A 12935-nucleotide genomic window follows, 5' to 3' on the forward strand; every position below is an offset into this window, starting at 1 on the left:
GATCAGGGGCCTTTGCCGTGGGCGGACGAGCCGCCGCGCGGGGTGGGGTCAGCGCGGGCCCAGGTAGGCCACGTTGCCGCTTCCCGAGCGGATGACCACGGTCCTGCTGGCCGTCGGGTCGGTGGGGCCCTCGACCGTGGTGCGGCCGTCGTTGGTGGCGATGGTCAGCGCGACAGGCTCGGCGGGCCCGTGGACGGTCACCGCGCCGTCAGACGACGTCGCCTCGACGTCGCCACGGGCCGCCCCGACCAGGACGCGGCCGCTGCCGGAGTTGGCGCGGACGTGGCCGCTCACCGACCGCACCGTCACCCCGCCGTCGGAGGACCTCGCCTCCACGTCGCCCGTGACGTCCTCGACGTCCACGTCGCCCGATCCGGAGGTCGCGGTGACCGCCCCTCGGGCGGCGGTGACCGCGACCGCGCCGTCAGAGGTCGACGCCGCGACCTGGCGGCCGCCGTCCACCGTGACGTCTCCCGAGTTCGAGCGCGCCACCACGTCGCCGCTCACCCGCGCGACCTCGACCGCGCCGTGCGAGGTGCTCGCGGTCAGGTTGCCGCGCACCCCGTCCACCTGCACGTCCCCCGAGTCGCTCGACGCCACCACGTCGCCGTCCGCGTCGACCACCGTCACGCGCCCGTCCTCGGTGCGCGCCTCGATGGGTCCCGCGATGTCGGACACCGTGATGTCGCCGAACGTGGAGCGCACGACGACGGCGGTGCCGACGGGCACGGTCACCGTCAGCCCGGCCTCGCAGCTCACGCTCCACCACTGCCGGTCGCACACGTTCTCGATGGCGAGGCGGCTGCTGCCGTCGTTCGCGGTGCGGTTCGCGGTGTACACGCTCCCCCCGAAACCGGTGCGGCGGTGCTCGGTCACCAGAACCTGCTCGTCTCCCCCGACGTCGACGACCACCGCGCCGTCAGCCGCGAGCTCCACGACCTCCGCCGCGGGGTAGTCGTGGTCACGGGACTCGGTGCTCGTCGCGAACAGGTCGGCGACCTGGACCGCGCACAGCGCGATCATGGCGGCGCCGACGACGCCGCCGGTCCACGCCAGGGCACGCTGGCCCCGCCGGCCGCCGGGCTCCGGCGCGGGCGGTCCGGTGACAACGGGGTTCAGGGTGGGCGCGCTCATGACAGGTCTCCTCGGTGGGGTGCGTGCTCCAGGTAGCGCAGGACCGCGAGCACCCGACGGTGGTCGTCGGCGCCGGGCGTGAGCTCGAGCTTGGTCAGGATGGATGTGACGTGCTTCTCGACGGCGGCGGTGCCGACCACGAGCCGCTCGGCGATGGCCGCGTTGGACCGGCCCTCCGCCATCAGGGCGAGGACCTCGCGCTCCCGCGCAGTGAGCCGCTCCAGGACGGGGCGCCGTGCGCGGGCGAGCAACTGCGCGACGACCTCGGGGTCGATCACTGTGCCGCCCCCGGCGACCCGCCCGACGGCGTCGAGCAGCTCGTCGACGTCCGCGATGCGGTCCTTCAACAGGTAGCCCAGGCTGCGGACGTCGCCCGCGAACAACTCGGAGGCGTAGCGCTGCTCGACGTACTGCGAGAGCACCAGCACCGGCAGGGTCGGGTGCAGGCTGCGCAGGTGCACCGCGGCGCGCAGCCCTTCGTCGGTGTGGGTCGGAGGCATGCGGACGTCGGTCACGAGGAGGTCGGGCAGGGTGTTCCCCGGGCCGGTGGGCCGGCCGAGCACGGCCACCGCCTCGTCGGCTGAGCGGTGGCCGACGACCTCGTGGCCCTCGGACTCCAGGAGCCGGGTCAAGCCGTCGAGCAGCAGGACCGAGTCCTCCGCGATCACGATGCGCATGGGACCTCCACCACCAGACGCGTGCCGGCCCCTGGAGGGCTGTCCAGGTCGAACGTGCCGTCCAGGGCCTCGACCCGTCCGCGTAGCCCTTCCAGGCCGCTGCCAGGCAGCTCGGAGGCGCCGCCCCGGCCGTCGTCGGCCACCTCGAGCCGCAGCCGGTCGTCGCGCGTGCGCACGACGAGGCGCACCGTGGCGGCGTCGGCGTGCCGGGCGGCGTTGGTCAGCGCCTCGGCGGCCACGAAGTAGGCGGCGGCCTGCGCGGCGGGCGAGCAGTCCGCGAGCGCGTCGGCGTCGGGCACGTCCACCTCGACCGGCACCGGGCTGCGGGCCGCGAGCGCGGAGAGCGCCGCGTCGAGGCCGCGGTCGGTCAGCACGGCGGGATGGATGCCCCGCACGAGGTCGCGGAGCTCGGCCAGCACCTCCTTGACCTCGCGGTGGGCGTGGTCGATGGCGTCGCGGGCGGCATCGGGGTCGGCTGCCGCGGCGCGCTTCGCGGCGCCGAGCTCGACGCCCAGGGCCACGAGCCGCTGCTGGGCTCCGTCGTGCAGGTCGCGCTCGATGCGCCGGCGCTCGGTGTCGGCGGCGCCCACGGCGCGGGTGCGGGTCTCGGTGAGGTGCTCGGCGCGGACCTGCGCCACCTCGACGCGCTCCTGCGCGGCGGCCGCCTGCTCCTGTGCCATCGCGGCCTGGGCGCGGGCCTCGTCGACGGCGCCGCGCTGCCCGGGGCCGAGCAGCGCCCGGGCGAGCCGGACGTGGGCCAGGGCCAGCGCCTGGCTCGCCCACGAGGTGACCCAGACCCCCATCACGCCTGCGGCCACCCAGGGTGTCACTTCGGCGGGCGTGAGGTCCGTCGCCGTGCTGTAGACCGGCAACGCCACCGCGGCCAACGAGCCGCCGAACCCTGCCCACACGACGGCTGCCTCGACCGAGACCAGCAGCAGCGCCACGGCGGCGTAGGCGATCGCGGCCCACCGCCGCCCGTCGGTGAGCAGCGCGAGGAACTGGCGCCACACGCTGGCCGATCCGTGGCGCCGATGAGCCGGGGCGGGGATGCGCACGTGCAGCTGGGCTTCGAGGCGGGCCCGCTCGAGGGTTGCGAGCGGGCTGGTGGCCGCGAGCACCCCGGCGAGCAGTGGGATGCCCACACCCAGCACGGTGAGCACCAGGAACACGGGCACCACGGACAGCGCGACGACGCCCGCCAGCAGCAGCACGAAGAACCCGATGGCGACCTGGGAGACCGAGCGCCAGGTCGCGGCGGCCCACGGCGCCAGGATGAGCGCCTGCCCGCCGCGCAGAGCCGGGGCCACCCGGTCGAGGTCGTCGCCGAGGCTGGTGTGCCGGGACACCAGGCTCGAGGGCGCTGCCGGAGGCGGCGTCACCGGGGGCGGGGCGTCGGGCGGCGGGACGGCGCCCGACGCGGGGGCGGCCTGGGCCGCGCGGGTCGTGTTCTCCATGAAGACGAAGGTAGGGCCGCTGACCTGCGCGATCCCAGCCTGCCCGCCCACCGTTCCGGGGTGGGGTTGTCCCTACCTCGACCGCTGCGACGGCCGGCGCGCGCACGAGGGGCCGGCCCGTGGCGGACCGGCCCCTCGTGGTGGCGCCTGTGGTGCTCAGCCGGACGTCAGCCGCACGCGGCGCCGTTGACCGTGAACGCGGACGGCGCCGTGTTCGTGCCGGTGTGCGAGCCGTTGAACCCGATCTCGACGCTCGCACCCGCCGCCAGGCTGCCGTTCCAGGCGGCGTTGGTGGCGGTCACCTGCGTGCCGGACTGCGACCAGTTCGCGCTCCAGCCCTGGGTGACCTGCTGGCCGGACGGGAACGCGAAGCCGAGCGTCCAGCTCGACAGCGCGGCCGTGCCCGTGTTGGTGACCTTGACCGAGGCGGTGAACCCGGTGTTCCAGCTGTTGGCGGTGTACGCCACCGTGCAGCTGGCGGTCGGGGTCGCCGCACTGGTCGTGACCGACAGGGCCGTGGACGGCGCCGAGACGTTCCCGGCCGCGTCCTTGGCCCGCACCGTGTACGAGTACGCCGTCGAGGCCGTCAGGCCCGTGTCGGTGTACGTCGTGCCCGTGGCCGTGCCCACCAGCGTCGTGCCGCGGTACACGTCGTACCCGGTCACGCCGACCGCGTCGGTCGACGCCGTCCAGGACAACGACACGCTCGTCGCCGTCTTCGATGGCGATGTCAGCCCTGTGGGGACGGTCGGGGCCGTGGTGTCGCCGCCCGTCCCCGCGCTGGTCGTGACCGACAGGGCCGTGGACGGCGCCGAGACGTTCCCGGCCGCGTCCTTGGCCCGCACCGTGTACGAGTACGCCGTCGACGCCGTCAGGCCCGTGTCGGTGTACGTCGTGCCCGTCGCCGTGCCCACCAGCGTGGTCCCCCGGTACACGTCATACCCGGTGACCCCCACCGCGTCGGTCGACGCGGTCCAGGACAACGACACGCTCGTCGCCGTCTTCGACGGCGACGTCAGGCCCGTGGGGACCGTCGGGGCCGTGGTGTCGGGAGTGGCGGGCGTGCCCAGCAGCCGGTCGTAGTCGGCCATCGCCGTGGCGATCGCGGCCTGCGCCCAGAACCGGTGGTAGTTGAACGTCGGCGCGGGGCCGCCGTCCAGGTACGCCTGGACCTTGGGCCAGTCCGGGTCGTCCTTGTACCAGGAGCGGATGTCCAGGAAGCTCACGCCCGGCTTGATGACGTCGCCGTTGGGCATCGTGCCCGTCCAGCCCTGCGGCACGTACACGCCGTCGCCGGTGGTGGAGGTCATGACGTCGTCGAACCGCTTGTAGTCCTCGCGGGTCTCCGTGGTGGAGATGCCCTTGTCGTCGCGGTTGTTCTCCCACATGACGTCGAGCAGCGCCTTCGCCGTGGACTTCGCGGCCGCGTCGCCCGACTTGGCGCCGTAGTAGGTGAGCAGCTTGGCGTAGTCGCCGGCGATGCCGACGTCCTGACCGGTGTCGACGACCGTCACGTGCAGCCCGGCGTTGCCGCCCGGGCTGGTGGCGTTCCAGGTGTCCGGCTGGCCGGACCAGCCCAGCGTCGCCGGGATGGACCACGTGCCGTCCGCGTTGACCTCCGTGTGCGCGATGGCCCACGGCACCCACTTGTCCAGCAGCTTCTTGGCGCGGGCGTCACCGGTCGCGTAGTAGAGCTCCGCGACGCGCTCCATGGACCACACCTGCATGCCGAACCACTGGTTGCTGGGCGGGTCGCTGTACACGGGCGCGACCTGGTAGCCCATGCCGTAGAACGTCGAGGTCCCCGCGGGCGGTGTGCCGTACCCGCCGCCCCAGCTGTTCGTGGCGCCACCGGCGATGCCGCCCTCGGCGGACTGCAGCCACTGGTAGAACTCGAGCTGCCGGTCCAAGGACTTGGACCAGTCGTCCTTCGCGGTGGGCGACTTGGGCGTCAGCACCGAGACGTTCGACAGCGCCCACGCGGACATCGGGTTCTGGTAGCCGAAGTGGCTCGCGCTCGAGCCGATCCGCCAGGCCCAGCCCGCGGAGGTGTCCGTCGCGCCGCCCCAGGCGTAGTACCAGGACTGCAGGTAGTGCGCGCTGTCCCGCCCGGTGCCGGCGGCGCAGCTGGGCGCCGTGCAGCCGATCTTCTTGAAGTACTTGTCGAACAGCGAGTACCGCAGGTAGTCGCCCATCTTGGCGGCCTTGGCCACCGTCGCGGCGATCTTCGACTCGTTGCCCTGCTCCGTGGCCCACGTGTGCGCCCAGTACGCGGCCTCGATGGCGCGGGCGTCGGCGTCAGGGGCGTTGGTGAACTTCCACTGCTTGGCGTAGCTGGCGTCCTGGGTGAACAGGTCGAGGAACCCGTTCGTGCCGCCGTACCGGAAGTTGTCGCAGGACGGCTGGGTGATGGTCTCCCAGACGGACTCCTGGGTGCCGCGCTGGAACGTGTTGATATACGAGGTTCCGGTGGACGCGGGGCCGGTGTTGCAGCCGCCGCCCGGGCTGCCGCCGAAGCCGTACTTGTTGTCGACGTCGGCGATCCAGTGCATGCCGTAGACGTCCGACGTGCCGTACGTCGACCTGAGCTCCGCGCCGATCGGGTCGACGCCGGAGGCCACGCCCGAGTTGATGGCCGACGGGTACTTGCTGGGGTGGTCGTACTCGGCCGCGAACGTCGCCGGCTTCGACGGGTCGTAGAAGGAGTTCGTCGGCTGATCCGCGGCCTGCGGGATCATGTACCTCTCCATCGTGGTCCACGCGGCGTTGAACGGCTCCCAGTCACCGGTGACCTGGCCGTAGCTCGCCTCGAGCCACATCCAGAAGCTGTACGCCTCCGACGTGGTCTCGTGCCCGTAGTCGGGCGCCTCCACGATGAGCGTCTCGATCGAGTGGTACGGGATGCCCTGCGGGCTGAAGTAGCCGTTCGCGGGGTCGTGGATCTCGTTGTACAGGTCGAGGAAGCGCTGGGCGTACTCGGTGGAGGCGGTGGTGACCGCGGATTTCATGGGTGGCGCGGCGACGACCGCCGCTGGCGCGGGTGGCGCCGCGAGCGCGGGCCCCATCCCCGCGAGGGCGACGCACGACGCCGCGCCCACAGCGGCCAAGGCCAGCCAGGGCGAGCGCCGACGGGTGAGTCCAGACACGAGAGCTCCCTTTCTCCGAAGGACGCGCAGCCGTCCCCCGACGACCAGGAGCACGGGCTACGGACACGCTGAAGACGCGCCCCGCGGGCGCGTCGAGGTGGCGAGCGCGATCAGCTGCGTCGTCCTGCGCACCGGGCGGGGGGGCTGCGTCGCCCAGGGCCGCGTCGGTGCGCCCAGCGGGCGACAGGACCCACCCTCAGCAGGCAGGTCCTGTCGCACCAGTCCGTGAAGCGTTTCGGGAAGAGGGGCGCCGCCGTCCGGCGCCAGCCGTCAGGTCCAGCGGAAGAGCTTGGCCGAGATCGGCACCAGCAGCACCGTCCACCCCGCCATCACGGCGAGCTCCACGCCCGGGAACGCCTGCCCGTACCAGCCGGCCGCCAGCGCCTGCGACGCGGCGCCCAGCGGGGTCCAGGCGCTGATCGTCTGCACCACGTCCGGCATGAGCGGCAGCGGCATCCACACCCCGGCGAAGAACAGGGACACGAAGTACACCGTCATGCCGATGCCCGTGGCGCCGCCCACCGAGCCCACCCGGGCCGCGATCAGGCAGCCCACCGCGAGCGACGACGCGGCCGCCAGGACGAACGCCAGGAGGACCACCAACGGGTCGGCGGGCATGGACACGTCGAGGACGACGAGCCCTGCGAGGACCGTCAGAACGGCCGCGACGACCAGCGTCGCCCCCAGCACCGTCAGCTGGGCGGTGAGCAGCCGGGAGGCGGGCATCGGCGTGGTGGACAGCCGGCGCAGGACCCCCTTCTCCCGGTAGCCGACCACCACGGCGGGCAGCGTGGAGTACGCGACCGTGCCGATCGCGAGGGCCAGCACGGTGGGCGTGTACGCCGTGATGCCGTTGATCTGGGAGAGCACGGGGTCGCTGTCGTCGAACGGCAGGTCGGCCCACGGCATCAGCAGCCCGAGGGCGAGGAGCAGCACCACGGGGAACAGCACGGCGAAGAACCACGCGGAGGGCTGGCGCCCGAAGATGCGGGCCTCGCTCACCACCAGGCGGGTCAGGGCTCGCCGGCGGTTGGCGGTGGCAGGGGCGGTGGGAGTGGCGGTGGCAGACATGTCAGACCTCCGACGGGGTGGTCGCGGACGTGGTGGTCGCAGCCGGTGCGGTGGCGCTGGGCGCCGAGGCGCCGGGCGGGTCCCCGGCACGGTCGTGCGTGGTGAGCGTCACGAACGCGTCGTCGAGCGTGCCGCCCTCGACGCGCACGGTGTCCGCCGCGACGCCGCGGGACGCGAGCGCGACCAGGACGTCCTGCACGACTGTCCCGGCGCCGCGGACGTCGTACTCCCCCGCCGGGTCCGGCCCGTGGGCCGAGGTGACCGTGGGCAGCGCCTCGAGGTCCTCGGTCGGCACGGGCGCCGAGGCGCGGAACCGCAGGTGCTGGCCGCCGCTCGCCGCCTCGGCCACCTCGGCAGGCGTGCCGGTGGCGATGACCCGGCCGGAGTCGATGAGCACCACCCGGTCGCAGAGCCGCTCGGCCTCCTCCATGAAGTGCGTGACCAGCAACACCGTGACCCCGCGCTCCCGGATCCGCTCGATCAGGCCCCAGGTGTCGCGGCGGGCCTGCGGGTCGAGCCCCGTGGTCAGCTCGTCGAGCACGGCGATCTGGGGATTGCCGACCAGCGCGAGAGCCACGGAGAGACGCTGTTTCTGACCGCCGGAGAGCTGGTCGAACTTCGCGCCGGCGCGGTCGGTGAGGCCGAGGTCGGCGAGCAGCTCGGCCGGGTCGGCGGGGTCCGCGTAGAACGAGGCGTACAGGTCCATCGCCTCGCGGACGGTGATCTTCGCGGGCAGCTCGCTCTCCTGGAGCTGCATGCCGAGCACTTCCTTGACACGCGCCTTATCGGCCTGTGGGTCCATGCCCAGCACCCGGACGCGTCCGGAGTCGGGCGCCCGGAGGCCCGCCAAGCACTCCACCGTGGTGGTCTTGCCGGCGCCGTTGGGACCCAGGATGCCCACGATCTCCCCGCGGGCGACGGTGAGGCTGACGTCCTCCACGGCCACCTTGCTGCCGTAGGCCTTGCGCAGGTTCTCCACCTGGATCACGGGTGTCGGCTCCATGTCGGACTCCTTTCGTTGCGGCGGTCGGAACTGGGAGGTGCGATGTGCGGCGCGCGCCGGGGCGCGGGCCTGCGCTCAGAGGTTGGGCTTGCCCAGTGCGGCGCCCCGGGTGAGCCGCCCGAAGACCGCGAGCGTGATCGCGATGACGACGGCGCAGGCGGCGGCGCGCAGGGCCAGGCCGCCGGCTGAGCCGATGTCCCACACCCCGCCCTCCCCGACGACGGGAAGAGAGATCGGGCCGATGGCGTAGGAGACCAGCAGCCCGGCCGCGAAGATCGGCGCGACGGTCAGCGGGAGCGCCAGGGTGCCCCACCAGCCGCCGGCCCGGTAGTAGACGATGCCCACGAGCAGGCCGCTGGCGGTGGCTGCGGCGGCGGTCATCGTCAGCGAGCTCAGCAGCGGCCCGATGTCGCTCGTGGACGAGGTGATGTCCAACCCGCTGTCGGTGAGCGTCTGCGGCCAGCCCGCGGCGTTGTAGACCACGCGCTCGACCTGCAGCAGCCCTACCAGGACGGCGGCGTACGCGGCCCCGAGGATGAGGGCGACCACCGCCGACGCTGCCGCGAACGACCGGCGGGTCATGCCGGCGGCGACGTGCGGGGTAAGCGTGCTCGTGACCGTCAGGACCATCATCGAGAACGGGAACCAGAGCGTCCCCTGCCGCGCGAACTGCACGATGCTGGTCTCGACCGTGCCGAAGGACGCCACCAGGACGGTGGCCAGGATCACGCCGGTCAGGATGACGCCCCAGAACCAGGCCCCCAGGACGAGCTGCATGCCGAGCTGGTGCTGGATCGTGCGGACGAACGGGCTGCGACGCACGGCCCGGGAGCCCGGGCGGGCGGTGGCGGCGACTGCGGCGGTCATCGGGGCGCCTCGGTCTTCCGGTCGGAGCGCGCGCCCGCCACGGCGGGCTGCGCGGTCAGGTGGACGAAGAGGTCTTGCAGGTCGACGGGCCCCAGCTCGACGCCGAGCTCGCGCGCGTGTGCGACGTCGCCGGGCCGGGGGTCGCCGAACACGGTGAGCCGGAGCGTGGGGCCGAGCTCCTGTCGGCCGACGACGTCCCGCCCGAGGGCGAACGCCGTCGCGGCCGCGGCAGGCCCGGTGACCGTGGTCCCGCGCGAGCGCAGCTCGTCGGCGCCCTCGGCCAGGAGCACCGTGCCGTCGCGGAGGATCACGACGTCCTCGAACATCTTGTCGATCTCGTCGATCAGGTGGCTCGACAGCACGATCGTGCGGGGGTGCTCGAGGTAGTCCGCGAGCAGCGCGTCGTAGAAGGCGTAGCGGGACGGGGCGTCCATCCCCAGGTACACCTCGTCCAGCATGGTGAGCTCGGTGCGGACGGCGATGCCCAGGGACGCGCTCAACGCGGACCGCTGGCCGCGGGAGAGCGACGACCGCTTGGCGCAGGGGTCGATCTGGAACGTGTCCAGCAGCCGCTCCGCGAGGTCACGGTCGAAGCGCGGGCGGGCGCCCTCGAGGTAGTCCAGCGAGGCGGTCACGCGATCGTCGAGCCAGTCGCCGCCCTCCCGGACCAGGCCGACGCCCGCCATCACCCGAGGGTTCTCCCACGGGTCCTCGCCGTCCACGAGCACGCTGCCGGAGGTGGGCCGGCGGAACGCCGCGATCACGGAGAGCAGGGTCGTCTTGCCTGTGCCGTTCCGCCCGAGCAGGCCGGTGATGGTCCCGGGGGCGATCTCGAGGCTCACCTGGTCCAGGGCGGTCTCGGCGCCGTAGCGCACGGTGAGGTCCTGGACCTGGACGCCGAAGCCGGTGCCGGTCATGGCTGTCCTCCGGTGCTGTCGTGCGTGCTGTGGTGGGTGGCGGCGTCGGGGGCTGCGGCCGGCGGCTGCGCGGCCGCGTCGAGCCGGATCCGGGCGATGACGTCCTCGAGGTCGATGCCGAGCCTGCGGGCCTCGTTCACCGCGGGGTCGAGCACGTCGGCGAAGAACCGCTCCCGGCCGCGGGCCGCGAGGGCTGCGCGGGCGCCCGTGGCGACGAACATCCCGACGCCGCGCCGCTTGTAGAGCACGCCCTCGTCGACGAGCTCGGAGAAGGCCTTCGCCGCGGTGGCGGGGTTGATGCGGTAGGTCGTCGCGTACTGGGTCGTCGACATGACCTGGTCCTCCTCCTTCAGCGCGCCATCGAGGATGTCGTCGCGGATCTGGTCGGCGATCTGCAGGTAGATGGGGTCCCGGCCGTCGAAGATGGCGTTCACCCCTCTCGGTTCGTTCAGTGGTTCGTTACTCCACTAATGAACCACAGCACCGGGAGGCGCGCAAGAGGCAGGCCATGAGGCCGCGTTGACCTCATGCCGAGTTGAGGTTCTACGTTGTCGGGTCCAGGTCACCTTCGAGGAGGGCGCATGCACTCACGGGACGCGCTGTCGGTCGGCGAGATGAGCAGGCGCACCGGTTTGGCGGTGTCCGCGCTGCACTTCTACGAGCGGCACGGCCTCATCGCCTCGTCCCGCACCGCGGGCAACCAACGCCGCTACCCCCGGCACATGCTGCGCCGCATCTCCCTGATCCTCGTGGCCAAACGCCTCGGCATCCCGCTGAGCGAGGTCGCGGAGGCCTTCGCTGGGCTTCCCATGGGCTCCGAGCCCAGCACCGAGGACTGGAAGCGGGTCTCCCGGGTGTGGAAGGTCCGCCTCGAGGAGCGGCGGCACGCCATCCTGCAGCTCGAGAAGGAGCTCGTCGGCTGCATCGGGTGCGGGTGCCTGTCGATGCGATCGTGCGACCTGCTTAACCCTGGCGACGTGCTCGGCTCCCGAGGCAGCGGGCCGGTCCGACTGGGGCCCGCTGCCCCCTGAGCCTGCTGGGCCCACCCACCGGTCAGCTGCCGGCCAGCCGCCTCCGGATGCCGTGCGCGTCGAGCCCGTGCAGGCGCACGTGGTCGGCGGGGCCCCCGTACCGCCGCACCTCTGCGCGCTGCACCCCCGCGAACTCGACCCGCGCCGGGCGGCCCGCGAGCGCTGCCATGACCTCCGGCGCCGTCGTCCCCTCCAGGTACGGCTCCACCACGAGCAGGCGCTTGCGTCCCGCCATCAGCCTGGCGAGCCCGGCCGCGTCGAGCGGGAGCGGGGTCGAGGTGTAGGCCAGGGCCACCTCCAGGCCCTCGACGGCGAGCAGCGTCTGGGCCAGGGCGGGCCCGATCGCCAGGACCGCCGGGCCGCGTCCGTCGCGCAGGACGCGCACGGCGCCGTCGGTGGGGAACGGCTCGGGGTTGGCCTGGCTGGAGAGCCGGAGGTACTGGGAGTCGTGCGACGCCGCGGCGGCGCGCACGAGCGCCTCCACCTCGTCGGGGTGGCCAGGGGTGTGCGCGCTCCACCCGGGGAGGGCGCCGATCAGCGCGACGTCCGCCGGGCTCTGGTGGGTGCGCCCCTCGCTGGCGGCGTCGAAGCTGGCCCCGATCGAGACCAGCACCGCGGCCTGGCCCTGGTGGGACAGGTCGAGCTTGATCTGCTCGTAGGGCCGCTCGATGAGGAACGGCGCGTAGGAGTGCACGAAAGGGCGCAGGCCCGCCATCGAGAGCCCCGAGGCCACGCCGATCATGGCCTGCTCGCGGATCCCGACGTTCACCACCCGTTGCGCCACGGCGGTCCCCCGCCCTAGCCCGACCGGCCCGATGTCGGCCAGCACCAAGGCGGCCCGAGGATCTGTCGCGAGGACGTCGGCGATCGTGTCGTAGAAGCACTGTCGCATCAGGACCCCTTCCGGGCGGTGCGGACGACCGTCACATGCGGCCCCGTGGCGGGTTGCGTGAGGGCGCGGTGCAGCGCGTCATGATCGGCGGCGTCGGCATGCGCGGCCGACCACCCCTCGACCTCGAAGCGCCGGGCGATGCCGCCGGGCCAGCCGAGCGAGGCCGAGTCGTTGTCCACGACCACGCACCGCAGGCGGTCCAGGCGCCACCGACCCGCGAGGGCGATGGCCTCGTGGTTGCTGCCCTCGTCCAGCTCGGCGTCTCCGAGGAGCACGTGGACGTCGCCCGATCCGGCCGCGCCCGGCGCCAGCGCCAGGCCACGGGCCAGGCCCACCGCGATCGGCAGGCCGTGCCCGAGGGAGCCGCTCGAGATCTCGACACCCGGCACCAGCATCCGGTCCGGGTGGTGGCCCAACGGGGAGGAGAAGCCAGCGAGGTCGTCCAGCCACTCCTCGGGGATGACCCCGATCGTCGCGAGCACCGCGTAGTACGAGGCGGGGCCGTGGCCCTTGGACAACAAGAACCTGTCCCGTCCCGACTCAGGCGTCAGGCGCAGCACACGGCTGTAGAGCACCCACAGCACGTCAAGCGTGGAGTGCGCGGCGGCGTCGTGCTTCTCGTCCCCCGTCACCCGGGAGAGGTTGCGCAGTAGTCGCTCGGGCAGGTCGGTCGCAACGGTGGTGGAAGGCATGCGCACGACCATTCCGGCTCAACCGCGGTTGAGGTCAAGAGGCGGCTC

12 protein-coding genes are annotated in these 12935 nt (G+C 73.1%); 1 reads left to right on the plus strand and 11 read right to left on the minus strand.

The window, feature by feature from the left end:
* Positions 1-48: 48 nt before the first annotated feature.
* From NP064_RS14785 to NP064_RS14825, 9 genes are all read right to left on the minus strand, one after another.
* Positions 49-1134, minus strand: a complete 1086-nt coding sequence (locus NP064_RS14785) for a DUF4097 family beta strand repeat-containing protein (RefSeq protein WP_227570092.1) — start codon at positions 1132-1134, stop codon at positions 49-51.
* Positions 1131-1811: a response regulator transcription factor gene (locus NP064_RS14790; protein WP_227570091.1), complete on the minus strand. Its 681-nt coding sequence runs from the start codon at positions 1809-1811 to the stop codon at positions 1131-1133. The genes NP064_RS14785 and NP064_RS14790 overlap by 4 nt, the downstream gene beginning before the upstream one ends.
* On the minus strand, positions 1799-3268 hold the full coding sequence (locus tag NP064_RS14795) for a sensor histidine kinase (protein ID WP_227570090.1): 1470 nt from the start codon (positions 3266-3268) through the stop codon (positions 1799-1801). Before NP064_RS14795 ends, NP064_RS14790 begins: the two co-directional genes overlap by 13 nt.
* Before the next feature lie 167 nt (positions 3269-3435).
* A complete protein-coding gene (locus tag NP064_RS14800) occupies positions 3436-6414 on the minus strand; it encodes a glycoside hydrolase family 48 protein (protein WP_227570089.1) in 2979 nt (992 codons plus the stop codon).
* Between the two features lie 270 nt (positions 6415-6684).
* Positions 6685-7485: an ABC transporter permease gene (locus NP064_RS14805; protein WP_227570088.1), complete on the minus strand. Its 801-nt coding sequence runs from the start codon at positions 7483-7485 to the stop codon at positions 6685-6687.
* 1 nt (position 7486) lies between these two features.
* The gene (locus tag NP064_RS14810; protein WP_227570087.1) at positions 7487-8488 is read right to left on the minus strand and encodes an ABC transporter ATP-binding protein; all 1002 of its coding nucleotides are present in this window, start codon (positions 8486-8488) and stop codon (positions 7487-7489) included.
* A gap of 75 nt (positions 8489-8563) precedes the next feature.
* On the minus strand, positions 8564-9355 hold the full coding sequence (locus NP064_RS14815; protein WP_227570086.1) for a hypothetical protein: 792 nt from the start codon (positions 9353-9355) through the stop codon (positions 8564-8566).
* The gene (locus NP064_RS14820; RefSeq protein ID WP_227570085.1) at positions 9352-10272 is read right to left on the minus strand and encodes an ATP-binding cassette domain-containing protein; all 921 of its coding nucleotides are present in this window, start codon (positions 10270-10272) and stop codon (positions 9352-9354) included. The genes NP064_RS14815 and NP064_RS14820 overlap by 4 nt, the downstream gene beginning before the upstream one ends.
* Entirely contained in the window at positions 10269-10706 is a 438-nt protein-coding gene (locus tag NP064_RS14825; RefSeq protein ID WP_372456401.1) for a GntR family transcriptional regulator, read from the minus strand. The genes NP064_RS14820 and NP064_RS14825 overlap by 4 nt, the downstream gene beginning before the upstream one ends.
* 147 nt (positions 10707-10853) lie before the next feature.
* Here NP064_RS14825 and soxR point away from each other — a divergent pair, with 147 nt between their 5' ends.
* A complete protein-coding gene (gene soxR / locus NP064_RS14830; protein ID WP_227570084.1) occupies positions 10854-11303 on the plus strand; it encodes a redox-sensitive transcriptional activator SoxR in 450 nt (149 codons plus the stop codon).
* Between the two features lie 22 nt (positions 11304-11325).
* Here soxR and NP064_RS14835 read toward each other — a convergent pair whose 3' ends face one another.
* Positions 11326-12195, minus strand: a complete 870-nt coding sequence (locus NP064_RS14835) for a transketolase family protein (RefSeq protein ID WP_227570083.1) — start codon at positions 12193-12195, stop codon at positions 11326-11328.
* A complete protein-coding gene (locus tag NP064_RS14840) occupies positions 12195-12887 on the minus strand; it encodes a thiamine pyrophosphate-dependent enzyme (protein WP_227570082.1) in 693 nt (230 codons plus the stop codon). Before NP064_RS14840 ends, NP064_RS14835 begins: the two co-directional genes overlap by 1 nt.
* Positions 12888-12935: the final 48 nt, after the last annotated feature.

Source organism: Cellulomonas chengniuliangii, assembly GCF_024508335.1.
Lineage (GTDB): Bacteria > Actinomycetota > Actinomycetes > Actinomycetales > Cellulomonadaceae > Cellulomonas_A > Cellulomonas_A chengniuliangii.

Bases quoted from the DNA above. Each gene is read 5' to 3' on its own strand.
- NP064_RS14785 (WP_227570092.1), bottom strand. From the start codon at position 1,134: ATGAGCGCGCCCACCCTGAACCCCGTTGTCACCGGACCGCCCGCGCCG.
- NP064_RS14790 (WP_227570091.1), bottom strand. From the start codon at position 1,811: ATGCGCATCGTGATCGCGGAGGACTCGGTCCTGCTGCTCGACGGCTTG.
- NP064_RS14795 (WP_227570090.1), bottom strand. From the start codon at position 3,268: ATGGAGAACACGACCCGCGCGGCCCAGGCCGCCCCCGCGTCGGGCGCC.
- NP064_RS14805 (WP_227570088.1), bottom strand. From the start codon at position 7,485: ATGTCTGCCACCGCCACTCCCACCGCCCCTGCCACCGCCAACCGCCGG.
- NP064_RS14810 (WP_227570087.1), bottom strand. From the start codon at position 8,488: ATGGAGCCGACACCCGTGATCCAGGTGGAGAACCTGCGCAAGGCCTAC.
- NP064_RS14815 (WP_227570086.1), bottom strand. From the start codon at position 9,355: ATGACCGCCGCAGTCGCCGCCACCGCCCGCCCGGGCTCCCGGGCCGTG.
- NP064_RS14820 (WP_227570085.1), bottom strand. From the start codon at position 10,272: ATGACCGGCACCGGCTTCGGCGTCCAGGTCCAGGACCTCACCGTGCGC.
- soxR (WP_227570084.1), top strand. From the start codon at position 10,854: ATGCACTCACGGGACGCGCTGTCGGTCGGCGAGATGAGCAGGCGCACC.
- NP064_RS14835 (WP_227570083.1), bottom strand. From the start codon at position 12,195: ATGCGACAGTGCTTCTACGACACGATCGCCGACGTCCTCGCGACAGAT.
- NP064_RS14840 (WP_227570082.1), bottom strand. From the start codon at position 12,887: ATGCCTTCCACCACCGTTGCGACCGACCTGCCCGAGCGACTACTGCGC.